Source organism: Geodermatophilus sabuli (assembly GCF_900215145.1).
GTDB lineage: Bacteria > Actinomycetota > Actinomycetes > Mycobacteriales > Geodermatophilaceae > Geodermatophilus > Geodermatophilus sabuli.
The window spans coordinates 60,228-81,774 of record NZ_OBDO01000011.1 but is presented as its reverse complement, the minus strand read 5'-3'; the positions used below and the strand labels follow the sequence as shown (position 1 = coordinate 81,774).

Sequence of the window (21,547 nt, the reverse complement as noted above, 5' to 3'; positions counted from 1 at the left end):
CGCCGGGAGCGGGCCTCGGTGACCTCGGGACCTGGCGACCTTGGGCCCTGGCGGGGGTCCCGGGGCGCGCCGACCCTCGGCGGCGCACGGGGACCGGCACACGGCGAGCACGGAGCCCCCGCATGACCCTGACCGCACCCGCGACGTCGCCCCGGCCGTCGACCTGGCGCACCCGCGGCGCCTACTGGTGGATCGCGCTCAGCGCGCTCGCGATCGCCGTGTTCGCACCGCTGCCGTACCTGCTCAACCCGCTGGGCGAACTCGACGGCCTGGAGGTGGCGGCCACCTACGCCGACCGCTCCCCGCTGGTCCAGCTGGCCCTCTACCTGCACGTGGGGGCCGGCGGGCTCGCCCTGCTGCTCTCGCCGCTGCAGTTCGCGACGCGGCTGCGGGCCCGGGCTCCGCAGGTGCACCGGGTCCTCGGGCGGGTCACGGTCGCGGCGATCGCGGTCGCCGGCGTCGCCGGGCTCGTCCTCGCGCCGCACAACCTCGCCGGCCCGGTCGGGACCGCCGGCTTCGGCCTGCTGGCGGTCCTGTGGCTGGGCTGCGCCGCCACGGCCTTCCGGGCCATCCGGCGCCGGGACGTCGTCACCCACCGACGCTGGATGGTGCGGACCTTCGCCCTGACCTATGCCGCGGTCACCCTCCGGCTGTGGCTGCTCGTGCTGATCAGCGGTCAGACCGCCGTGGCCGGCGTGGACGCCGCGGTCGCGTTCGACCGCGCCTACCTGCTGGTGCCCTTCCTCTCCTGGGTGCCCAACCTGCTGGTCGCGGAGTGGTACCTCGCCGGCCGCCGGTCCCGTCGTGCCGCCCCCGGCGAGACGCCGGCAGCGCTCCGTTAGGTTTGCCGGTCAGCAGGCCCCCACCGCGCCCGATCGGGTGGTGCGGTGGCGGGAGTTCCGGGTGAGGGAGAAGGTGGGTCGTGGCCGCCATTGACGCCGTGCTGGACGACGCAGGACTGAAGAACGCCCGCGTGCGCGAGTTCGTGCACCGGTACGCCGAGCTGACCGGAGCCGAGCGGATCGAGGTGGTCAACGCCTCCGACGACGCCCGCCTGATCCAGGAGGCGCTGGACGCCGGCGAGCTCCTGCCCGCGGGCGAGGGACGCTACTACTCGCGCAGCCACCCCAAGGACACCGCCCGCTCCGAGGAGCGCACGGTCGTCGCCACGAACAACCCCGCCGACAAGGGCGTCTACAACAACTGGCGCCCCGCGCAGGAGATGCGCCCGCTGCTCGAGGAGCGGATGCGGGGCAAGTCGGCGGGCAAGACGATGTACGTCGTCCCCTACCTGATGGCCCCGCCCGGCTCGCCGCTGGAGCCCTACGCCGCCGGCGTCGAGCTCACCGACACGCGCACGGTCGTGCTGCACATGATCCGCATGGCGCGCGTCGGGGTCGACCACATCAACGACCTCGCCGACCAGGACAGCTTCGTCCGCGCCGTGCACGTCACCGGCGACCTGGAGAACCTCGGCCACGGGACCGAGGACGACCAGCGGTACTTCGTCACCGTCGCCGACGAGCGGACGATCCTGCACTACGGCTCCTCCTACGGCGGCAACGCGTTGCTGGGCAAGATCGCCCACGGCCTGCGGCAGGCGGCCTACGACGGCTGGGCGTCGGGTGAGTTCCTCGCCGAGCAGTTCATGCTGCTGGGGATCACCGACAAGCAGACCGGTCGCACCTACCACATCTGCGGTGGCTTCCCGAGCGCCTCGGGCAAGACGAACCTGGCGATGATGCTGGCGCCCGACGCCCTCGGGGACCGCTACCACGTCTCCTTCTACGGCGACGACATCGCGTGGCTGCGGGTGGACCCCGAGGACGGCCGGGTCTACGGGATCAACCCCGAGTTCGGCGCGTTCGGGGTCGCCAAGGACACCAACGAGGTGACCAACCCGACCGCCGTCGACGCCATCGCCGAGGGCACCGGCACGATCTTCACCAACGTCGCCTACAACGAGGACACCGGCGAGGTCTGGTGGGAGGGCAAGACCCCCCGGCCGCCGGCCGACCCCACCGGGTGGCGGGACTGGGCCGGGCAGCTGATCTCCGAGCGTCCGGCGGACGCCAAGGACGCCCCGTGGGCGCACCCGAACAGCCGGTTCACCACCACGCTGGCCAACGTGCCGAACATCGCGGAGGACTACGAGAACCCCAAGGGCGTCCCGATCGACGGGATCATCTTCGGTGGGCGCACCCGGGACCGCGAGCCGCTGATCCGGGCCATCACCGACCTCGCCGAGGGCGTCTACGACGGGCTCACCCTGGGCGCGGAGGCCACCTTCGCCGCGGAGGGCACCGAGGGCGTCCTGCGCTACGACCCCATGTCGATGCGCCCGTTCATGTCCTACCCCGAGGGTCGGTACGCCGCGCACTGGCTCAAGGTGATCGGCGCCGCGACGAACCAGCCGATCTTCGCCCACGTCAACTGGTTCCAGCGGGGCGAGGACGGCCGGTTCCTGTGGCCGGGCTACCGCGACAACCTGCGCCCCCTGCTGTGGCTCATGCGCCTCCGGGACGGCGAGGTCACCGGTAGGCAGACCCCGGTCGGGGTCGTGCCCACCGAGGACGAGCTCGAGCTCGAGGGCGTCGACATCACCCCCGAGGACCTCGAGACGATCCTCAGCATCGACACCGTGCGGTGGCGGCAGGAGATGGCGTACCGCGAGGAGCACCTGTCGGCGTTCCAGGGGCTGCCGGAGGAGATCTGGGAGGCCCACCGCCGCGTCGCGGCGGCCCTCGACGAACAGGACTGACGCCCCACCCCGAGACGAGAACACCGACGCCCCGCCCGGTTCCCCGGCGGGGCGTCGGTGTCGTCGGGGCGGGGGTCGGCCGGCGTCGATCTGCGTGGCGGCCCCTCAGCGGGTGCGGTTCTCCAGGGCGGCGTTGAGCCGCGGGTACACCCGGCGGACGTTGCCCTCGAACACCTTCTCGCGGTCCTCGGGTGTCAGGTCCAGCGCCTCGACGTAGCGCCGGGTGTCGTCGAAGTAGTTGCCGGTCCGGGGGTCGATCCCCCGGACCGCGCCGACCATCTCGGAGCCGAAGAGGATGTTGTCGACGTCGATCACCTCGAACAGGAGGTCGATCCCCGGCTGGTGGTACACGCAGGTGTCGAAGAAGACGTTCCTCATCACCGCCTCCTCGACGGCCGGCCGGCCGAGCATGTCGGCGAGCCCCCGGAAGCGGCCCCAGTGGTAGGGCACCGCGCCACCACCGTGCGGGATGACGAAGCGGAGGTCCGGGAGGTCCCGGAACAGGTCCGCCTGCACGAACTGCATGAACGCCGTGGTGTCGGCGTTGAGGTAGTGCGACCCGGTGGCGTGGAAGTTCTCGTTGGTCACCGCGGAGACGTGCACCATGGCCGGCACGTCCAGCTCGACCATCGCCTCGTAGAACGGGTACCAGCTGCGGTCGGTCAGCGGTGCCGCCGTCCAGTTGCCACCGCTGGGGTCGGGGTTGAGGTTGCACCCCACGAAACCGAGCTCCTCCACGCAGCGCCGCAGTTCGGCGACGGAGTGCTCGATCGGGACGCCGGGCGACTGTGGGAGCTGGCCGACCCCGATGAACCTGTCCGGGTACAGCTCCACCACCCGGGCGACGAGGTCGTTGTTCACCTGCGCCCAGCGGGTGCTCATCGCCTGGTCGCCGACGTGGTGGCCCATCGCCGAGGCGCGCGGCGAGAACACGGTCAGGTCGATGCCGCGCTCGTCCATCAGCCGCAGCTGGCTGCCCTCGATCGTCTCGCGGATCTCGTCGTCGGAGATCTGCGGGTAGGGCGGCGGCTCCTCGTCCGCGCCGAACGCCGCCGTCTGCTCCTCGCGCCAGGCGGTGTGCGGTGCCGGTGCGGTGGTGTAGTGGCCGTGGCAGTCGATGATCATGCGCTGTCCCCTCGTGCGGTCGTCTGTGGTCTGTTCGTCGGCGGCGCGTCGGTCAGGTGTCCTGGCGGTCCCGCAACTCCACGAGCAGGTCGCGGGCGGCGGCCGAGATCCGCGCCGGCACACCCAGCTCGATGAGCTGGTCGGTGGCGGCGGTCATCTCGTCGGCGCGACGCCGGGCGTGCCGGTGGGTACCGTCGACCAGCCGGTCGATGGCCCGCTCGTCGAAGCCGGCCAGCTCGCCGCTGATGTCGTCCCGCAGCCAGTCGGCACAGCCGGCGGCCTCGGCCGCCGTGAGCGCCTCGACCACGGCGGCGGCCAGGCCCTTGTAGAAGACGCTGCGCAGCAGCTTGCGGGAGATCGCCTCCCCGGCCGGGCCGGGCTGGATCGCGACCTGGATCCCGAACCCGGCGAGGATCTCGGCGTAGCGAGCCGCGCCCTCGCCGGAGACCAGCATCGGCGCCCGGAGCCCCTTGCCGGGCACCGGCGACATGAGCGCCACGTCCGCGACCGGCACGTCACGGCCGGCCAGCTGCTCCACCAGCGCCGCCTTCACGCCGGGGGGCGCGGTGTTCAGGTCGGCCCACACGGTGCCGGGACGCAGCGCCGGCAGCGCGTTGACCAGGGCCGGGACGGCGTCCTGCGAGCTGTTCACGCTGAGCACCAGATCCGCGTCGGCGACCGTCTCGGCCTCGCTGCCGCGGGGCTGCACGCCGTCGACCACGATGCCCTTCGGGTCGTAGCCGCGGACGTCGGCACCGGCCGCGACGAGGTCGCGGCCGATCTCCGACCCCGCCTCGCCCAGCCCGAGGACGGCGATGCGGACGGTCACGCGAGACCCCCCTCGGCACGCAGGCAGGCGATCCCGTCGAACAGCGTGCGGGCGGTCCGCACCACGCCGGACCGGACCACGCGGGGCTGGTCACTGACGGTGGTCTCGTCCACGCCCAGCTGCAGGCACAGGTGGTGGACGTCGGCCCCGGGGTGCTCCGACGGGCCCTCGTGGACGGTGGCGACGCCGTAGGCGCCCAGCGTCCGGGCCTCGCCGGCGTCCGCCCGCGACGGGTCGGTGACGACGACGGTCCTCATGCCGGCACCATCGCACGCTCGACGCGGCCGGCCACGAGGGCACCGGCCACCGGCTGCCGCCGGGTGGGGGGACGGGGGGCGGACACGGACTCCTCCTCGCGGGGTGGTGGGTCAGGCGACAGGATGTTCGGCGAGAGCGGCGACGACGCTCGCGACGTGGCTGCACGCCGCCGCCCCGGCCGCCCGCGGGTCCCGGGCCACGATGGCCTCGACGATCCGGCGGAGTTCGGCGAGCGACTGCTGCCCGACCCTTGCCCGCCTTCCTCCTGGAGGACACGCGAGGGGTCGGTGGCATCCCGGCCGGGTAGTGCCACGGGGCATCGCACCCACAGGGAGGAGCACCACATGGACGTCGGAGGACTCGGCGACAAGGCGAAGCAGGCCCTCGACAGCGAGAAGGGCGAGAAGGGCAGCGACGCCGCCCTGGACAAGGCCGAGCAGGTCGCCGACGACAGGACCGGCGGCAAGTTCGACCAGCAGTCGGACAAGGTCGGCAACATGGCCGACCAGCGGATCGGGCAGCAGGAGGCCTGAGGCCGGTACCCGAGCGGCGGGCGGCCCCGGACGGACACCCGTCCGGGGCCGCCCGCCGTTGCCGTGTCCACTCCGGCCACCGCCTTTGTGGGCTGGCGACCATTGACCCCCACCTCCGATGCATCCTATTTTGTGGTTCCGATCACACCCCTTCGGGTGAACTCCGAGCCCGGGTGGGACGAGCCCTACTGACGTCGAGGTGACGCGGATGGCGCTGGACGAGACGACGGCCTTCCTCACCGGGTTCTGCGACCACCACGCGCCCGACCCGGACTCCCGACCGCAGGTGGACGCCCTCCCGCTGCGGGCCGCCGACCTCTCCGGCCTGCCGCCCGGCGCGGCGGTCGCCATCGACCACGTCCCCGCCGCGATCGCCGCGCGGTCCGCCCCGCAGCCCGCCTGAACCCCCTCCCCCACCCCTGAACGGCGCCGGCTCCCGGCCGGCGTCCCCGCACACCCCTGTCCCGCACCGGCTCCGCCCAGGAGGACCCATGTCCGCACCAGCAGCCGACCCCCAGGCCGCGACCCCGCCCGTCCCGTCCACCGTCGACGCCGTCATCGTCGGCGCCGGCTTCTCCGGCATGTACCTGCTGCACAAGCTGCGCGGCATGGGGCTGACCGCGGTGGTGTTCGAGGCCGGCACCGACGTGGGCGGCACGTGGTACTGGAACCGCTACCCGGGCGCGCGGGTCGACGTCGAGAGCCTGGCGTACTCCTACTCCTTCGACCCGGACCTGGAGCAGACCTTCGAGTGGGAGGAGCGCTACCCGACCCAGCCGGAGATCCTCCGGTACGCCCAGCACGTCGCCGACCGGTTCGACCTGCGCAGGGACATCGTCTTCCGCACCCGGGTGGTCGGGGCGCACTTCGACGAGGACGGCGGCACCTGGGAGGTCCGCACCGAGCACGGGGACGCGGTGCACGCCCAGTACCTGGTGATGGCCACCGGGTGCCTGTCGGCGTCCAAGCACCCGGAGATCCCGGGCCTGGAGACGTTCAAGGGCGCCAGCTACCACACCGCGCACTGGCCGCACGAGGGCGTGGACTTCACCGGGCTGAGCGTCGGCGTCATCGGCACCGGCTCCTCGGGCGTGCAGTCGATCCCGGTCATCGCCGCCCAGGCCTCCGACGTGACGGTCTTCCAGCGCACCCCGGCGTACTCCCTGCCCGCCCGCAACCGCAAGCTGCGCCCCGACGAGGTCGCGGAGATGAGGGAGCACTACCGGGACTACCGGCAGGCGCAGAAGGAGTCCGGGTTCGGCGTCCCGGTCCCACCGGCCACCAAGTCGGCCCTGGAGGTCTCCCCGGAGGAGCGCGAGGCCCGGTTCGAGGAGGCCTGGGAGAGCGGCAGCCTGGTCAACCTGCTGACCACCTACACCGACCTGGCGCTCTCCCAGGAGGCCAACGACCTCGCCAAGGCGTTCGTCCACCGCAAGATCAAGGAGATCGTCGAGGACCCCCAGACGGCCGCGGACCTGTGCCCGGAGTACCCCGTGGGCACCAAGCGCCCCTGCCTGGACACGCACTACTACGAGACCTACAACCGCCCGAACGTGCACCTGGTCAACCTGCAGCGCGAGCCCCTGGTGGAGATCACCGAGAAGGGCATCCGGACGGCGGCCGAGGAGTACGTGTTCGACGCGATCGTCTACGCCACCGGCTTCGACGCCATGACCGGGTCCCTCACCAACGTCGACATCCGCGGCCGGGGCGGGGCCTCGCTCAAGGAGACGTGGAGCGCCGGGCCGCGGACCTACCTGGGCATCGGCTCGGCGGGCTTCCCCAACCTCTTCATGATCACCGGGCCGGGCAGCCCGTCGGTGCTGTCGAACATGATCGTGTCCATCGAGCAGCACGTGGACTGGGTGTGCGACGCCATCGCCCACCTGCGCGACCAGGGCCTGCGCACCATCGAGGCCAGCCAGGAGGCGCAGGACGCGTGGGTCGACCACGTCAACCTCATCGCGTCCTACACCCTCTACCCCAAGGCCAACTCCTGGTACATGGGCGCCAACGTCCCCGGCAAGCCGCGGGTCTTCATGCCGTACGCCGGAGGTGTCGGGGAGTACCGCAAGAAGTGCGACGAGGTGGCCGCCAAGGGCTACGAGGGCTTCCTCCTCGACGCGTGACCACCACCCACCGGCACACCCGGGCCGCGGACGGCGCCGTCCGCGGCCCGGGCCCGGCGCGCCTGCCGTCAGGCGTCCCCGGCCTCCCCGGGCCACAGGGAGCGCTCCACCGCCGCGCGGAACTCCACGTAGATCCGCCGGTAGCGGGCCACGGCGCCGGCGCGATCGCCGCGCTCGAGCAGCTCGAGCACCTCGCCGTAGCCCTCGACCCACGGCCGCCAGGAGTCGCTGTGGGACTCCATGGCCAGCATGCGCAGCACCCGCACCACCACCAGGTCCAGCATCGACTGGAGCTCCCGGTTGCCGTTCGCCATCACGACGATCGTGCTGAAGTCCGCGCCCGCCGCCGAGGCCGTGGTGACGTCGCCGCGGGCGAGCGCGCCGGTGTACTCCGTGTAGCGCGTGCGCAGCCGGGCCAGGTGCTCGTCGGTCAGGTTGTCCACGCCCCCGGCGAACCCCGCGCAGGCGAGCAGCTCCATGACGTCGACGAGCTCGAGCGCCGACTTCTGCGTGAGCCCGGCGACCTTCCGGGTGCGGTTGGGTGCGACGTCGACCAGCCCCTCGGCGGCCAGCTGCGTGATGGCCTCGCGCACCGGGGTGATGCTCACGCCCAGCCGCGCCGCGAGCTCGGCGTCCTTCAGGACGGTGCCCGCCGGCAGCTGGCCGGCGGTGATCTCCTGCCGCAGCCGCCGGACGACTGCCTCCCGCCGCGTGAGCGGGACCTCGAACGACGTCACCGGACCCCCTCTCCCGGTCATCCTGCCAGCCGGGCGCCGCACCTGCCCGGCTCCGCCCCCCAGTCCCCGGCCGCACCCTCGCCGGTCCCGCACACACCCGAGCACCCGACCCGATGGAGGACCCATGTCCCGCCGTGACCTGATCGACCCCGAGTGCCGCGTCCCGCTCGACGGGTTGCTGGAGGCCCTGCCCGGGGGCTTCAACTCGATCCCCGACATCGTGGCCCGGCGCGCGACGGTGCAGCAGATCCTCGCCTCCATGGAGGTACCGGAGAACCCGAACGTCACCAAGGAGGACCGGGTCGTCCCCGGACCCGAGGGCGAGCCGGACATCTCCGTGCGCATCTACCGCCCGGCCGGCGCGACCGGCACGCTGCCGGGCATCTACTACATCCACGGTGGCGGGATGGTCCTCGGCGACGTGGCCGGGGAGGACATCCCCGCGACGATGCTGTGCGAGCAGGTCGGCGCCGTGGTCGTCTCCGTGGAGTACCGCCTGGCCCCCGAGCACCCCCACCCCGCCCCGGTGGAGGACTGCTACGCCGGGCTGCGCTGGATGGCGGCCAACACCGCCGACCTCGGGGTGGACGCCGACCGGATCGCCGTCTACGGGGCCAGCGCGGGCGGCGGCCTGACCATCGCCACCGCGCTGTTGGCCCGGGACCGGGGCGGCCCCGCCCTCCGGTTCATGATGCCGATCTACCCGATGATCGACGACCGCAACGAGACCGTGTCCAGCCAGGAGATCACCGACATCGGCATCTGGGACCGCGCCGGCAACATCGAGGCGTGGGCCTGGTACCTCGGCGGCAAGCCGGCCGACGAGTACGCCGCGCCGGCCCGGGCCGTGGACGTCTCGGGGCTGCCGCCGGCCTTCATCGACGTCGGCACCGTGGACCTGTTCCGTGACGAGGACATCGCCTTCGCCCAGCGGCTGATGGCGGCCGGCGTGCCGTGCGAGCTGCACGTGCACCCCGGCAGCTACCACGCGGCGGAGACCTTCGCGCCGGACGCGGCCCTGTCCCGGCGGATCTGGGGCATCCGCATCGACGCCCTGCGGCGCGCCCTCACCTGATCGCGGTACCAGGGGGCGCCGGCACCGCGCGGTGCCGGCGCCCCCTGCCACGATCCCCCCGTGCTGCTCGCCGACGTCGTCGCCGCCTCCGCCGCCGTCGCGGCCACCCGGTCCCGCACGGCCAAGGCCGCGGCGATCGCCGACCTGCTGCGGCGCGCCGCAGCCGACGAGGTGCCGCCGGTCACCGCGTGGCTGGCCGGCGAGCCGCTGCAGCGCCGGCTCGGCGTCGGCTGGCGCACGCTCGCGCGGCTGACCGGCGACCCCGCCGGTGAGCCCTCGCTGACCGTCCCGGCCGTGGACGCCTCGCTCGACGAGATCGCCACGACCGCCGGCACCGGCTCCACCGCACGGCGCGAGACGCTGCTCGGCGCGCTGCTGTCGGCGGCCACCGCCGACGAGCAGCGGTTCCTCGTCCGCCTGCTCACCGGCGAGCTGCGCCAGGGCGCCCTGGAGGGCGTCGTCCTCGACGCGGTGGCCGCGGCGGCCGGCGTCCCGGCAGCGAGCGCGCGCCGGGCCGCCATGCTCTCCGGAAGCCTGCCGGAGACCGCGGCGACCGCGCTGGCCGGCGGTCAGGCGGCCCTGGACGCCGTGCGGCTGCGGGTCGGCCGCCCGCTGCGGCCCATGCTGGCCAGCCCCGGGTCCTCGTTGGACGCGGCGCTGGACGACCTCGGCACCGACGTCACCGTCGAGTTCAAGCTGGACGGCGCCCGCATCCAGGTGCACCGGGACGGCGACGACGTCCGGGTCTGGACCCGCACCCTGCGCGAGGTGACCGACGGCATGCCCGAGCTGGTCGAGCGCGTCCGTGCCCTGCCCTGCTCGGCCGCCGTGCTCGACGGCGAGACCCTCGCCCTGGACGACGACGGGCGCCCGCGGGCCTTCCAGGAGACGATGAGCCGCTTCGGCAGCCAGCTCCCCGACGGCGGGTCCTCCGACGCAGGCGTGCTGCTCAGCCCGTTCTTCTTCGACCTGCTGCACCTGGACGGCCGCGACCTGCTCGACGAGCCGCTCGCGGTCCGCCTCGACGCGCTCGCGCAGCTCCTGGCCGGCGACGAGCACGCGGAGCTGCGGATGCCCGGCGTCCGCTCCCCCGACGCCGACCAGGCCGCCGGGGTGCTCGACGCGGCGTTGTCGGCCGGGCACGAGGGCGTCGTCGTCAAGGCCCTCGACGCGCCCTACGCCGCGGGCCGGCGCGGCCGGGCCTGGCAGAAGGTCAAGCCGGTGCACACCCTCGACCTCGTCGTGCTCGGCGCGGAGTGGGGGTACGGCCGCCGGTCGGGGAAGTTGTCCAACATCCACCTGGGCGCCCGCGACCCCGACGGCGGGGAGCCGGTGATGGTCGGCAAGACCTTCAAGGGCATGACCGACGAACTGCTGGACTGGCAGACCGCCACCTTCCCCGGCCTGGCCCGCGAGCAGGCGGAGTGGGGCGTGCTGCTGCGCCCGGAGCTGGTCGTCGAGATCGCCCTGGACGGCGCCCAGCGCAGCCCCCGTTACCCCGGGGGCGTCGCGCTGCGCTTCGCCCGCGTGCTGCGCTACCGCCCGGACAAGACGCCGGCCGAGGCCGACACCGTCGACGCCGTGCGCGCCCTGCTCACCGGGGCCTGAGAGGCCCGGGCGGAGGTGGCCGGCGCGGCGGCCGACTGCGCGTAGCGTCAGCGGCAACGCCAGTTCGGCGCCCAGCCCCTCCGCTGCCGGAGGGAGATCGGCGGTCCCCGATGGGGCCCACCAGGACGACCACGCCCTCCGCCGCGACCACGACGTCCGGTCGGCCGTGACCACCATCCGCGTCACCCGCGTCGACCGGACGGCCCCGGCCGCACCCGCCCCGCCCGTGACCGCCGGCGCGCCGCTGCGCCTGGCGCTGCTGGACGGGCCCGGCGACCACACGACACTCGACGGCGGGTGGTGGCCCCGCTCCCGCAGCCTCGCCGACGAGCTGCCCGGGCTGCTCACGGACCTGCAGCGCCGCGGCATCCGGGTCAGCCGCGTCACCTTCAACCCGCAGAGCTGGGACGCCGCGCCCCGGCGGCTCACGGTCGGTGGGCGCACGGTCCGGCTGGGCTGGTTCCGCGGCCTCGACCCGCACCTGGTGAACCTCAGCGGCGGCGACGACGGGCGCGACCGTCTCGACCTCCTCGTCGTTCCGCCGGACACGGCGGACGCCGTCGCCGCGCGTGCCCTGTCCGCCGCCTCCGCCCCGGGCAACCACGGCGGCCCGACCGCCGTCCTCGACGGCGTCGAGGAGGGCCGCCCCGGCACGTGAGCCGCCGGCTGTCGGGACCGTCTCGGGGGCGACCCCGGGGGCGTACGGTTCGGGCACGGAGCCGCTCAGGCTCCCGGTGAGGGAGCTCCCATGGCCGACAAGTCCCCGCGACACTCGATGTCGAAGAAGTCCGGCAAGTCGCTCAAGGAGAAGCGCGTCGAACGCAAGGCCAAGGCCGACACCACGACGCAGATGGAGCGGCTGACACAGGACAAGAAGCACTGAGCCTCCCCGGCGCGGGGCGGCTGCAGCTCGCCGGGCCGTCGCCGGCGGTGACCACCCGCCGGCGCGGACCAGGGCTACCCTGGTGACCACGGGAGCGGATCAGCCGCTCTGTGGGAGCCCCGGACCCGGCGACCTCACCTCCCGAGGAGCCGGCCGTGCTCGAACCCGTCACCGACCCTCCCGCCGAGCCGCCCGACCCTGACGGCGTGCGGCCCCGCCGTGGTGCTCCGGCTGCCGCGAGTCCGCCGTCGCGCGGGAGGACGTTGCGCCACGAGTGGCGGGTGCCCTCCACGGCGCTGTCCCTGCGCGCCGTGCGGCGCGACCTGCGCGGCTGCCTGGAGAGCACCTGGTTGCCGGCCGATGACGTCGAGGACCTCGTCCTCGCGACCAGCGAGGCCGTCAGCAACGTGCTGGAACACGCCCAGCACCCGACCGAGCCGTTCTTCGACGTCGTGCTCTCGGTGGTCCCGGACCAGGTGACGATCACCGTGCGCGACTCGGGCCAGTGGCGCGACGAGCCCAGCGGGACCCACCGGGGACGCGGCCTGGCCATGATGGACACCCTGGCCGAGACGACCATCCTCACCGAGGCCCGCGGGACGACCGTGACCCTGCGCCACCGTGCGGGTCGGCGAGCGGCGGTGGCCAGCGGCTGAGCCGGGGACACACCCGGAACGGGGCGGCGCGCACCTGGCGCGCCCGCCGGGCACCGTGAGACCTCGGGACCAGGCACCCGGTCGGAGGGAGACGTGGCGTCGAGACGAGTGACCCGGATCCTGGCCGCCGTCGTCGCGGGCGCCGCCGGTGGGGAGGCGCTGCCCGAGGTCTTGGTGCGCGCCTGCGTCCGGTCGCTGCCGGTCACCGGCGCGGGGATGGCGCTCATGTCGCCTGCGGGCCCCGCCGGGACGGTGACGGCCACCGACGCGGCCGCGCAGCAGCTAGAGGAGCTCCAGTTCACCCTCGGGGAGGGCCCGTGCATCGACGCCTCCCGGACCGGACGCCCCGTCCTCCAGCCCGACCTCGCCCGCACGGCCCCCCAGCGGTGGCCGGCGTTCGCCGACGGCGCGGCACGCGCCGGGCTGCGCGCCGTCTTCGCCTTCCCCCTGCGCGTGGGCGGCATCCAGCTGGGCGTGCTCGACCTGCACCGGGACGTCCCCGGCGTCCTGTCGTCGCGGGAGTTCGCCGACGCGCTGGCCTTCGCCGACGCGGCGACGGTGCTGCTGCTGCACGCGCAGGCGCTGCAGGCCGGCGCCCGGCTCCCCCCGGACCTCACCGCGGCGGTCGAGGACCGGGCCGAGGTGCACCAGGCGACCGGGGTCGTCTCCGTCCAGGCCGGGGTCGGCCTCGCCGTCGCCCTGGTCATGCTGCGGGCCCGGGCCTACGCCGACCACCGGCCCATCGCCGAGCTGGCCCGGGACGTGCTGCGCGGGCGGGTCCACCTCGGTCAGGACGACGGCGCGTGACCCCGGGCGGTACGGGGCAGACTCTCCGAACGCGGTCGGTCCCGGGCAGGGTCCTGGGCAGAGGGGGGCGGGAGGTGTCGATGAGCGGGGACCAGCGCCTGGTGGAGGTCTTCGTCGAGCTGGCCGACACGCTGGTCGACGACTTCGACGTCGTCGACCTGCTGCAGGTGCTCACCGAACGCTGCGTGGAACTGGTCGACACCGATGCCGCCGGTCTCATGCTCGACGACCAGCGCGGCACGCTCCAGGTGGTCGCCAGCACCTCCGAGTCGGCCCGGCTGCTGGAGCTGTTCGAGCTGCAGAGGGACGAGGGGCCCTGCCTGGAGTGCTTCCGCACCGGCCAGGTGATCGCCAACATCGACCTGACCGAGGCCGGGAGCCGCTGGCCGCGGTTCGCCGAGGCCGCCCGGGGCGTCGGGTTCGCCGTCTCGCACGCCGTTCCGCTCCGGCTGCGCCAGCAGGTGATCGGCGCGCTCAACCTGTTCACGGTCGAGCAGCGGCGGCTCAGCGACGAGCACCTCGCCGTCGCCCGGGGGCTCGCCGACATCGCCACCATCGGGCTGCTGCACGAGCGTGCGATCCGCGACCAGGTCGTGCTCTCCGAGCAGCTGCAGGCCGCCCTGCACAGCCGGATCCTCATCGAGCAGGCCAAGGGGGTCCTGTCGGCGCGCGCCGCGACCAGCGTCGACGAGGCCTTCCGGCTCATGCGCACCCACGCCCGCCGGACCGGCAGGCCGCTGACCGCGGTCGCCGACGCCGTCGTCGCCGGCACGCTCGGGGCCGGCGAGCTGTCCGACGGCCGGCCCGCCCCGTCCCGACAGCGACGGTGACGCGGCCGCCGCGCACCCCGTGGGCGGGCGGCGACCGGCGCGCTCGCCCCACCGGATCGACCTCGCCGCCGTAGGCTGGGCACGACGCCCGCGCGAGCGGGCACTGCCCCGGACCCGGCAGCCGCGCGTCCGACTGCCCGGGGAACGAGGCACGGGATGACTCCACGGCCACGGCACGGCCTGCACGTGGTCCCGGACGCCGCAGCGTCGGCCGAGCCCGGGACGATCCCGCTCCGGCCCGGCCCGCTCAGCCTCCGTCAGGAGTCCCTGGTGCTGGGGATCGGCGGCCGGCTCGACGCCGACACGGCCGGCCGCCTGCGCATGTTCCTGTCGATGTTCACCGTCGTCGGCGGTCCGCGGGAGCTGGTCCTCGACCTGTCCGGGGTGCGCGCCGTCGACGAGGACGGGATGGCCCCGATCCACGAGGCCGACGAGGCGATGGCCCTGCGCGAGGCGGTCCTGCGGCTGGTCGCCCCGTCACCGGCCGTCACCCACCACCTGGCCGACCCGCGCTGTGCGCGGACCCTCCGCTGCGGTCCACCGCCCGGCGCTCCGTGGCCGGGGCCCTACGACGGGCGACCGGACGCGGCGGTGGACCCCGACCACCCGCCCCGGGACGAGGCCTGACGTGACGGCCCCCCCCGCCGCTCGCCGCTCGGGGGGCTCGACCACGAGGTGGAGCACCACCTGTTCCCGAGCAGGCCGGTTGGCCGCCGGACGGCATCCCGGGCCGCGCGACGTCCTAGTGGGTGGCGCTCGACTGCAACGCCGCTCCGCCGAGCTCGTGCAGCGCCGACACCGAGAGCACGCGGCTGACCGGGTACAGCTCCACATCGGCGTCCTCGGTCAGCACGTCCACCACGGTGAGCCAGCCCGGCGGGCCGAACCGGACGACCCGCGACGGCAGCTCGACCCGGCCGGCCGGGTCGTCGGCGTCCTGGAGGACGACCCGGCCCTCGTAGAGGTGCCGGTCGTTGACGGTCGTGATGTCCATGGCCACAGCGTCCTCGGCACGCCGCACCGCCGCCCCTCCGCCCGGCCCGCCCTCCCGTGCGGGCGGGCTGCAGTCGACGGCGCTGCAGGTGGGCGGTGCGCTGGGCACCGCCGTGCTCATCAGGGCCTGGACCGTCGTGCGCCGGGGCGAGGCCCTCGTGCTGGTGCCCGCGGCGCACTGACCGACCGTGGCCCGGCCGTACATTGGGCGGCATGACGCAACGACCGGCCGCGGGGAGGTCACCGGCGGTCCGGCCGAGCGCGAGAGCGGGGACGAAGGCGGGGGCGACCACGGGGGCGAAGCCGCGCGGCAGGGCCCCCTCGGGGCTGCGCGCCGCGCAGAAGGAGATGACCCGCCGGCTGCTGCTCTCGACCGCCCTCGAGCTGTTCCGGACCCAGGGCTACGCCGCGACGACGGTCGACGACATCGCGGCCGCCGCGGGCACCACCCGGGTGACCTTCTACGCCTACTTCCCGTCCCGCAGCGACCTGATGCGGGCGCTGATCGACGAGCTCAACGAGATCCTCGACCGGATCAACTCACCGGCGCACGGCTCCACCGCGAAGACGCTGGTGGCCGCCGTCGCCGAGGGGACCCGGGAGTCCCTGCGCGGGTGGCTGACCGGGGTCGCGGCGCAGTGGGACACCATCCGGCCGTACACGAACGCCGCGAATGAGGCGGCGACGGTCGATCCCGAGCTGCGGGGCCTGGTCGACCAGTGGATCGACGAGGTCGTCGCCGACATCGAGGACGGCCTGGAGCAGGCCGGCCGGTTCGACCCGGCGACCCGGCACGCGCGGGGCGTCCTCGCCTTCGCCCAACTGGACTTCGTGGCCCGGCACTGGGCCGAGGGGCGCCCGGCCGACGAGCTCGACCGGATGATCGACGTCCTGGCCGACAGCTGGTCCCACCTGGTGTCCGAGCCCGGCTGACCGCGCTCCCTGGCACACCGCCGGGTGCAGGGGCACGCGTCGGTCCCGGCCGCCCCGCGCGCCGGGACGATCCGGACCGGCGGGCCGCCGCAACCGGGGTAGCGTTCCCCCTGAGCGAAGGGGAACCCCATCACCACGAACCACGGCCGTTGCGCCGAAGCCCACCTCGGGTGCCCGTGCCGGGGCGACGAGACCATCCACGAGGAGCGGTCCCGGGAGATCACCGACGCCCGGGCGCGGTCGGGCGAGGTGGTGGAGTGCCCCGAGTGCGGCACCCCGACGACCCCCCTGGCCATCGTCACGTGGGGCAACTGCCGCGCCTGCCGGACGGCCCACACCCGCGTCACCGACCCGCTGCGCTGGTGACCGCCGGCGGCGTCGGGCCACCCCCGGACGGGGCAGGTGTGACCGGCTCCGCAGCGGAACCGGCCCGCAGGCCGTATGGTGGGCGGCGGTCGCTGTTGCGCCTCTGCCTCGTTCTCGAACGTCCGCAGGAGTCTCTGCCTGACGTTCCTCTCGGTCCTTCCGGTCGGTGCGGCGATCCCGGTCCGGCACACGTCGGTCCGGACACCTCCAGCACGGAACGAGATGTGACATGGCTCAGGGCACTGTGAAGTGGTTCAACGCGGAGAAGGGCTTCGGGTTCATCGCCCAGGACGGCGGCGGCGCCGACGTCTTCTGCCACTACTCCGCCATCGCCAGCGACGGCTACCGCTCGCTGGACGAGGGCCAGAAGGTCGAGTTCGACGTCACGCAGGGCCAGAAGGGCCCGCAGGCGGAGAACGTCCGCCCCGTCTGATCGCCGCATGACGAAGGGCCCCGGCGCGCTGCGCCGGGGCCCTTCGTCGTGTCCGGGTCGCGCTCACCAGCTGCCGCCGCCACCGCCCCCGGCTCCGCCGCCCACCGACACGCCCCCGCCGCTCCCGCCGGTGGCCGGGGGTGTGAGCACCGGGTTGCTCGGGGAGGAGAACGCCACCAGCGCCGGCCACACCGGGACCCCGCCGTAGCGGGCCGAGGGCGTGTACCAGTCCGGTGTGGCGTCCAGGCCGGCCGCGGTCAGCCGCCGCGACCACTCGTCGGCGACACCGAGCGCCACGGCGTACGGCAGGTGGCGGACCGCCACGTCGGTGCGCGCGGCCCCCGCGAGATCGGGGACCCGCACCGACTCCGCCGGCTCGCGCGGTCCGGCCGTCGCCAGGTGGTCGCGGAAGGCCGCCGCCGCGCGGCGCAGCTCCTCGCCGGCCGCTGTGCGCTGCGGCATCCGCCCGGCGGTCCCGAGGACGACGAGGCCGGCGAGGACGAGCCCGGTGCCGGCGAGCGCCCAGGTCGAGGTGAGCGCCAGGACGACGGTGGCGACGACGCCGGCGACCAGAGCGGCCGCACCGAGGGCGTACCAGCGCCGCCGGACGGCCGCGGGGTCGGCGACGAACCAGCCCAGCTCGACGACGTCGCGGTACAGGGCCGCGCGCACCCGCGTCTCCAGTGCCCCGAACCGGGGCTGGAGGTCCGACAGCGCCGTCTCCTCGCCGTCGGCGAACAGGCCCTCGAGCAGTTCCCGCTCGTACCCGCGCAGGCCCCGGGCGTCGCCGGGGGTGCGGACCAGCCGCCAGTCCGCCGGCGGGTCACCGGTCTCGCGCCCGGCGTCGGCGTCGTCGACCTCCTCGATCCGCAGGTGGCCGCGGACGGCGAGGTCGAGCAGGGTGGCCGTCACCTCGTGCCGCTGCGCGTGGCCGTCCAGGACGGTGCCCAGCTGCCCGGGGCGGGCGTCCCGCGGCGGCGTCAGCTGGGGGGCCGCCGGGCCCGGGTCCCGCGCCGGCCGGCCGCGCCGCGCCCGCGCGAGGACGGGGAGGACGACGGCGAGCAGCGCCGCGAGCCCGACCCCCACGGTGGCCGGGGTGGCGCGGAAGGCCTGCGCCGGGCTGAAGGTGTCCTCGTACCGGGGCGCGGCGCCGGGGAGGGTGCCGACCGGGAACGTCGCCGCGACCGTCACGCCCTCACCCGCGTCGAGACCGGACGCGGTGGCGCGCAGCTCGCCGCCCGGCCCGACCTCGGCCGCGCAGCGGGTCCGCTCCCCCTCGCCGCCGACCGCGCACGAGGCGGTGACCGGCTCCACCGGACCGGACAGGACGACCTCGACGTCGTCGATCGGCACCTCCCAGCCGGTGCCGACGGCGTTCCAGGCGACCCGGTCGCCGTCGGCGCCGCGGTCGGCCACCGCGGCCACCCGGTAGGCCAGGACGTAGGTGTGCCGGCCGGTGACCTCGGTGTCCTCGTCGCCGACCCGGATGCTCAGCGCGCCGCCCTCGTCGGTCACCTCGGTGTCCACCGGCGCCCCCGTGGGGCTCTCGACGGCCAGGTCGGTGACGGGGTACACGCGGTCGCGGTTCTGCGCGAAGGGGGCGCGGTCGGGCAGCAGCCGGACGATGCCGTGCCGCTCCTCCCCGGCGAAGTCGTAGTCGATGGTCTCCTCGACGGCCAGTGACCCGTCGGCGGCGACCTGCACGCGCACGTCGTAGGAGCGGATCCCCTCCGCCGCCTCCTCGCCGCTGCACCCGGCGAGGGCCAGCACCGCCCCCGGCAGCAGCAGGCCGAGGACCCGCGCGGGCCGCCGCCCTCGGGACGACGTCGGAACCGCCATGTGCTCTGCCTCCGGTCGTGGTCGGGACCCGCCGGCGCGGACCGGCGACCTCGCACCCGATCCTGGCAGCCTCCCCTCGGCGCCCGGCCGCACCGTCCGCCGCGACCCGCCGGGCCGGCCGCGCACGCGCACGCGATCACGCGGCCGCGGGTGGTGCCGGAGCCGCGACCGGAGCAGGCTGCCCGCGTCCACCGGCGACGCCAGGAGGCCCGCATGTTCCCGTACGGCAGCCCCGACGACCTCGACGGCGAGAACGACTCCGGCGTCCTGGACCCGGAGGACAGCCTCGACGCCCGCGGCTCGGACCCCCTCGACGAGGGCTGGTCGCCGGCCGAGCGTCCCTGGGCGGTGGACGACTGGGGTACCACCGGCGACGAGGAGGAGCGCGGGGAGAGCCTGGACGGCCGCCTCGCCCGTGAGGTGCCCGAACCCCGGGACGCCGACGGCGACGGGCTCGGGGACGCCTCCGACACCGACGGGGAGCTGCTCGACGAGGAGGTCGGGGACGCCCGCGCCGGCCGGCTCGCGGAGGACGACGACGGCACGGGGGCCGACACGGAGGCGGAGCTGACCGCCTGGGACCGCGGCATCGACGGTGGCGCCGCCTCGGCGGAGGAGGCGGCGGTCCACCTCGTGAGCGACCGCGCGACCGACGACGGGTAGCCGGTCGCCGAGCCGCCGACGGCGTGGCCGGCGCCCGCCCGGGGCGGTCAGCGCAGCCGCTGCGGGATCCCCGCGGTCAGCAGCCAGACCCGGTCGGCGGTCGCGGCGACCCGGGCGTTGAGGGCGCCGAGCTCGTCGCGGAAGCGCCGTCCGGCCCCCGTCGCGGGCACGACCCCGCTGCCGACCTCGTTGCTGACCGCGGTCACCCGGCGCGGCGTGGTGGCCCAGGCGCCCACGAGCGCGTCCACGGCCGCGGCCAGCCGGGCGTCGGCGTCCGGCGCGCCGGACCACAGGCCGCAGGCGTCCATGGTGCCGGCCAGCCAGGTGGTGAGGCAGTCCACCAGCACCGGCGTGCCCGGGCGGGAGAGCACTCCGGCCAGGTCGAGGGTCTCGACGGTGCGCCAGGCCGGCGGGCGACGGGCGCGGTGCCGCGCGACCCGGTCGGCCCACTCGGGGTCGGCGGCGTCGGGCACCGGCCCGCAGGCCACGTACTCGACGTCCCGCACGCGGTGCAGCCGGCCCTCGGCGAACGTCGACTTCCCCGACCGTGCGCCGCCGAGCACGAGCACCCGTCGCGGCCGGCCGATCACGCGGGCGCGTCGGGAGGCGGTGGGGTGGGCGGTGCGGCAGTCGGCATCCGGCGTCCAGACGTCGGGGGTGGGAGTCGGGACAACCTACGGCCCGCGTCGACGTCAACCCACGGTTGACGAAACGAAGCGCGTCAACCTACGGTTGACGACATGACGCAATCTCCAGCCTCCGGCACCGTCCGTCTCGACGACCTCATCGCGGCGGTCACCCGCGCCCACGAGACGCCCCTGGACCAGCTCTCCGGCGCGGTCCTGCTCGGCGAGCACCTCGGCGAGGTGGCCGACCACCTCATCGGGCACTTCGTCGACCAGGCCCGCCGGGCCGGCGCCTCCTGGTCCGACATCGGCGGCAGCATGGGGGTGTCCAAGCAGGCGGCCCAGAAGCGCTTCGTGCCGAGGCCGGCCGACGCGCCACTGGACCCGAGCCAGGGGTTCAGCCGGTTCACCGAGGAGGCCCGGGCCGTCGTCGTGGGCGCCCAGGAGCAGGCGCGGCAGGCCCGCAGCGCGACGATCGGCGTGACCCACCTGGTGCTCGCCCTGGTCGCCGACGCCGACAGCGAGGCGGCCCGCGCGGTGGTGGCGGCGGGGGCGTCGCTCGACGCCGTCCGGCGGACCGCCACCGCGTCGCTGCCGCCGGCCGCCGACGACGTCCCCCAGCTGATCCCGTTCGACGCGCACGCGCGGCGGACCCTCGAGCTCACCTTCCGGGAGGCGCTGCGCCGGGGCGACGACGCCATCGGCGGCGGGCACGTGCTGCTGGCGGTGCTGGAGGCCGAGGACAGCACCGGGGTGCTCGCCGCGCTGGGCGTCACCAAGGCCGCCGTCGAGGCGCACCTCACCGGGCGCTGACCCACAGCGCGAGCACCGCGGCAGGACCGCCCACCCCGCATCGCAGCGCCCCGACGCCCCTGCGATCGGGTTCCGCGCGCCAGGATGACCCGGGCGGCACCCAGGGGCCGCCGCCGTCCGGGGTGACGCCGGACCGGCGAACCACTGTCCGAGGAGGTCGGAACGGTGACGTCGAACCGGGAGATCGTGACCGACGCCTTCGCGGCGTGGTCACGCGGCGAGGGGTACGTGGCCGGCATCTTCGCCGACGAGATGACCTGGGAGATCGTCGGTCGGTCGTCGGTGGCGGGGACGTACGCGAGCGCGCAGCAGTTCAGCGACGAGGTGCTGCACCCCTTCGGAGCGCGGTTCCGGCCGGACGCACCGTTCCGGCCGGTCACCGTCCGCGCCGTCCACGCCGACGGGGACACCGTCGTCGTCGTGTGGGACGGCGAGGGCACCACCACGGCGGGGACCACCTACCGCAACACCTACGCCTGGTTCATGACCCTGCGCGACGGCAAGGTCGTCGACGGCACGGCGTTCTTCGACAGCATCGCGTTCGACGAGCTCTGGCGGAACGTGCCCCCGGACGGCCCCGGCGCGACGTAGCCCCGCACCGGCCGGCGGTCCCGGCCCGGCCACCGCCTCGGCCCCGGACGCCCTCGGGG

The 21,547-nt window shown here is 75.0% G+C and carries 26 protein-coding genes; 19 read left to right on the top strand and 7 right to left on the bottom strand.

Translation table 11 applies throughout. From position 1 onward, the window contains the following. The first annotated feature begins 122 nt into the window (after window positions 1–122). Both CRP39_RS21800 and CRP39_RS21795 read left to right on the top strand, forming a co-directional pair. Window positions 123–842, top strand: coding sequence for a DUF2306 domain-containing protein (locus CRP39_RS21800; RefSeq protein ID WP_097208498.1), 720 nt, complete (start codon window positions 123–125; stop codon window positions 840–842). A gap of 80 nt (window positions 843–922) precedes the next feature. Continuing rightward, complete coding sequence (locus CRP39_RS21795) at window positions 923–2,761, top strand: phosphoenolpyruvate carboxykinase (GTP) (protein WP_097208497.1); 1,839 nt, start codon at window positions 923–925, stop codon at window positions 2,759–2,761. A 105-nt stretch (window positions 2,762–2,866) separates the two neighbouring features. Here CRP39_RS21795 and CRP39_RS21790 read toward each other — a convergent pair whose 3' ends face one another. From CRP39_RS21790 to CRP39_RS27805, 3 genes are read right to left on the bottom strand one after another with little or no spacing between them, the layout of a single operon-like run. Beyond that, window positions 2,867–3,886: an amidohydrolase family protein gene (locus CRP39_RS21790; RefSeq protein WP_097208496.1), complete on the bottom strand. Its 1,020-nt coding sequence runs from the start codon at window positions 3,884–3,886 to the stop codon at window positions 2,867–2,869. Window positions 3,887–3,938: 52 nt separating this feature from the next. Then, window positions 3,939–4,715 carry a DUF1932 domain-containing protein gene (locus CRP39_RS21785; protein WP_097208495.1) on the bottom strand — a complete coding sequence of 259 codons (777 nt, stop codon included), beginning with the start codon at window positions 4,713–4,715 and terminating at the stop codon, window positions 3,939–3,941. Beyond that, entirely contained in the window at window positions 4,712–4,972 is a 261-nt protein-coding gene (locus tag CRP39_RS27805; protein ID WP_097208494.1) for a hypothetical protein, read from the bottom strand. The genes CRP39_RS21785 and CRP39_RS27805 overlap by 4 nt, the downstream gene beginning before the upstream one ends. 345 nt (window positions 4,973–5,317) lie before the next feature. On the opposite strand from CRP39_RS27805, the gene CRP39_RS21775 reads away from it, so the two are divergent. From CRP39_RS21775 to CRP39_RS21765, 3 genes are all read left to right on the top strand, one after another. Beyond that, a complete protein-coding gene (locus tag CRP39_RS21775; protein WP_097208493.1) occupies window positions 5,318–5,506 on the top strand; it encodes an Rv0909 family putative TA system antitoxin in 189 nt (62 codons plus the stop codon). 208 nt (window positions 5,507–5,714) lie between these two features. After that, window positions 5,715–5,909, top strand: a complete 195-nt coding sequence (locus tag CRP39_RS27285; protein ID WP_097208492.1) for a hypothetical protein — start codon at window positions 5,715–5,717, stop codon at window positions 5,907–5,909. An 88-nt stretch (window positions 5,910–5,997) separates the two neighbouring features. Then, window positions 5,998–7,635 (top strand): flavin-containing monooxygenase, encoded by a 1,638-nt coding sequence (locus CRP39_RS21765; RefSeq protein WP_097208491.1) that lies wholly within the window; start codon window positions 5,998–6,000, stop codon window positions 7,633–7,635. Between the two features lie 68 nt (window positions 7,636–7,703). Here the strand turns inward: CRP39_RS21765 and CRP39_RS21760 are convergent, their stop codons facing one another. Beyond that, on the bottom strand, window positions 7,704–8,372 hold the full coding sequence (locus CRP39_RS21760) for a GntR family transcriptional regulator (RefSeq protein WP_245854029.1): 669 nt from the start codon (window positions 8,370–8,372) through the stop codon (window positions 7,704–7,706). 124 nt (window positions 8,373–8,496) lie between these two features. Between CRP39_RS21760 and CRP39_RS21755 the strand changes: the two genes are divergently transcribed. The 8 genes from CRP39_RS21755 (at window position 8,497) to CRP39_RS21725 (ending at window position 14,858) form a co-directional block, all read left to right on the top strand. After that, on the top strand, window positions 8,497–9,447 hold the full coding sequence (locus tag CRP39_RS21755; protein ID WP_097208489.1) for an alpha/beta hydrolase: 951 nt from the start codon (window positions 8,497–8,499) through the stop codon (window positions 9,445–9,447). Between the two features lie 60 nt (window positions 9,448–9,507). After that, complete coding sequence (locus tag CRP39_RS21750) at window positions 9,508–11,055, top strand: ATP-dependent DNA ligase (RefSeq protein WP_097208488.1); 1,548 nt, start codon at window positions 9,508–9,510, stop codon at window positions 11,053–11,055. Between the two features lie 166 nt (window positions 11,056–11,221). Further along, window positions 11,222–11,713, top strand: coding sequence for a DUF5994 family protein (locus CRP39_RS21745; protein WP_097208487.1), 492 nt, complete (start codon window positions 11,222–11,224; stop codon window positions 11,711–11,713). 90 nt (window positions 11,714–11,803) lie between these two features. Further along, the gene (locus CRP39_RS28155; protein ID WP_260180051.1) at window positions 11,804–11,938 is read left to right on the top strand and encodes a hypothetical protein; all 135 of its coding nucleotides are present in this window, start codon (window positions 11,804–11,806) and stop codon (window positions 11,936–11,938) included. 281 nt (window positions 11,939–12,219) lie between these two features. Further along, window positions 12,220–12,594, top strand: coding sequence for an ATP-binding protein (locus tag CRP39_RS21740; RefSeq protein WP_172442568.1), 375 nt, complete (start codon window positions 12,220–12,222; stop codon window positions 12,592–12,594). Window positions 12,595–12,687: 93 nt separating this feature from the next. Further along, window positions 12,688–13,401, top strand: a complete 714-nt coding sequence (locus CRP39_RS21735; protein ID WP_143426726.1) for a GAF and ANTAR domain-containing protein — start codon at window positions 12,688–12,690, stop codon at window positions 13,399–13,401. Between the two features lie 80 nt (window positions 13,402–13,481). Beyond that, window positions 13,482–14,231 (top strand): GAF and ANTAR domain-containing protein, encoded by a 750-nt coding sequence (locus CRP39_RS21730; protein WP_097208484.1) that lies wholly within the window; start codon window positions 13,482–13,484, stop codon window positions 14,229–14,231. 156 nt (window positions 14,232–14,387) lie between these two features. Next, window positions 14,388–14,858, top strand: a complete 471-nt coding sequence (locus CRP39_RS21725; protein ID WP_143426725.1) for an STAS domain-containing protein — start codon at window positions 14,388–14,390, stop codon at window positions 14,856–14,858. A 115-nt stretch (window positions 14,859–14,973) separates the two neighbouring features. Here the strand turns inward: CRP39_RS21725 and CRP39_RS27030 are convergent, their stop codons facing one another. Further along, window positions 14,974–15,225 carry a hypothetical protein gene (locus tag CRP39_RS27030; protein WP_097208482.1) on the bottom strand — a complete coding sequence of 84 codons (252 nt, stop codon included), beginning with the start codon at window positions 15,223–15,225 and terminating at the stop codon, window positions 14,974–14,976. Here CRP39_RS27030 and CRP39_RS21715 point away from each other — a divergent pair. The 3 genes from CRP39_RS21715 (at window position 15,224) to CRP39_RS21705 (ending at window position 16,956) form a co-directional block, all read left to right on the top strand. Further along, window positions 15,224–15,406 carry a hypothetical protein gene (locus CRP39_RS21715; protein WP_097208481.1) on the top strand — a complete coding sequence of 61 codons (183 nt, stop codon included), beginning with the start codon at window positions 15,224–15,226 and terminating at the stop codon, window positions 15,404–15,406. The two genes, CRP39_RS27030 and CRP39_RS21715, sit on opposite strands and share 2 nt — an antisense overlap. A 31-nt stretch (window positions 15,407–15,437) precedes the next feature. Next, window positions 15,438–16,157: a TetR/AcrR family transcriptional regulator gene (locus CRP39_RS21710; RefSeq protein ID WP_216359861.1), complete on the top strand. Its 720-nt coding sequence runs from the start codon at window positions 15,438–15,440 to the stop codon at window positions 16,155–16,157. Between the two features lie 595 nt (window positions 16,158–16,752). After that, window positions 16,753–16,956 carry a cold-shock protein gene (locus CRP39_RS21705; protein WP_097208479.1) on the top strand — a complete coding sequence of 68 codons (204 nt, stop codon included), beginning with the start codon at window positions 16,753–16,755 and terminating at the stop codon, window positions 16,954–16,956. A 63-nt stretch (window positions 16,957–17,019) separates the two neighbouring features. Here CRP39_RS21705 and CRP39_RS21700 read toward each other — a convergent pair whose 3' ends face one another. After that, on the bottom strand, window positions 17,020–18,795 hold the full coding sequence (locus CRP39_RS21700; RefSeq protein WP_097208478.1) for a DUF2207 domain-containing protein: 1,776 nt from the start codon (window positions 18,793–18,795) through the stop codon (window positions 17,020–17,022). Between the two features lie 213 nt (window positions 18,796–19,008). Here CRP39_RS21700 and CRP39_RS21695 point away from each other — a divergent pair, with 213 nt between their 5' ends. Next, a complete protein-coding gene (locus CRP39_RS21695; protein WP_097208477.1) occupies window positions 19,009–19,458 on the top strand; it encodes a DUF5709 domain-containing protein in 450 nt (149 codons plus the stop codon). A gap of 47 nt (window positions 19,459–19,505) precedes the next feature. On the opposite strand, the gene CRP39_RS21690 is transcribed toward CRP39_RS21695, so the two are convergent. Beyond that, complete coding sequence (locus tag CRP39_RS21690; RefSeq protein ID WP_245854028.1) at window positions 19,506–20,048, bottom strand: bifunctional adenosylcobinamide kinase/adenosylcobinamide-phosphate guanylyltransferase; 543 nt, start codon at window positions 20,046–20,048, stop codon at window positions 19,506–19,508. A 150-nt stretch (window positions 20,049–20,198) separates the two neighbouring features. Here CRP39_RS21690 and CRP39_RS21685 point away from each other — a divergent pair, with 150 nt between their 5' ends. Together CRP39_RS21685 and CRP39_RS21680 are read left to right on the top strand one after the other, a co-directional pair. Continuing rightward, the gene (locus CRP39_RS21685) at window positions 20,199–20,897 is read left to right on the top strand and encodes a Clp protease N-terminal domain-containing protein (RefSeq protein WP_097208476.1); all 699 of its coding nucleotides are present in this window, start codon (window positions 20,199–20,201) and stop codon (window positions 20,895–20,897) included. Window positions 20,898–21,062: 165 nt separating this feature from the next. Next, on the top strand, window positions 21,063–21,488 hold the full coding sequence (locus CRP39_RS21680; RefSeq protein ID WP_172442567.1) for a nuclear transport factor 2 family protein: 426 nt from the start codon (window positions 21,063–21,065) through the stop codon (window positions 21,486–21,488). Window positions 21,489–21,547: the final 59 nt, after the last annotated feature.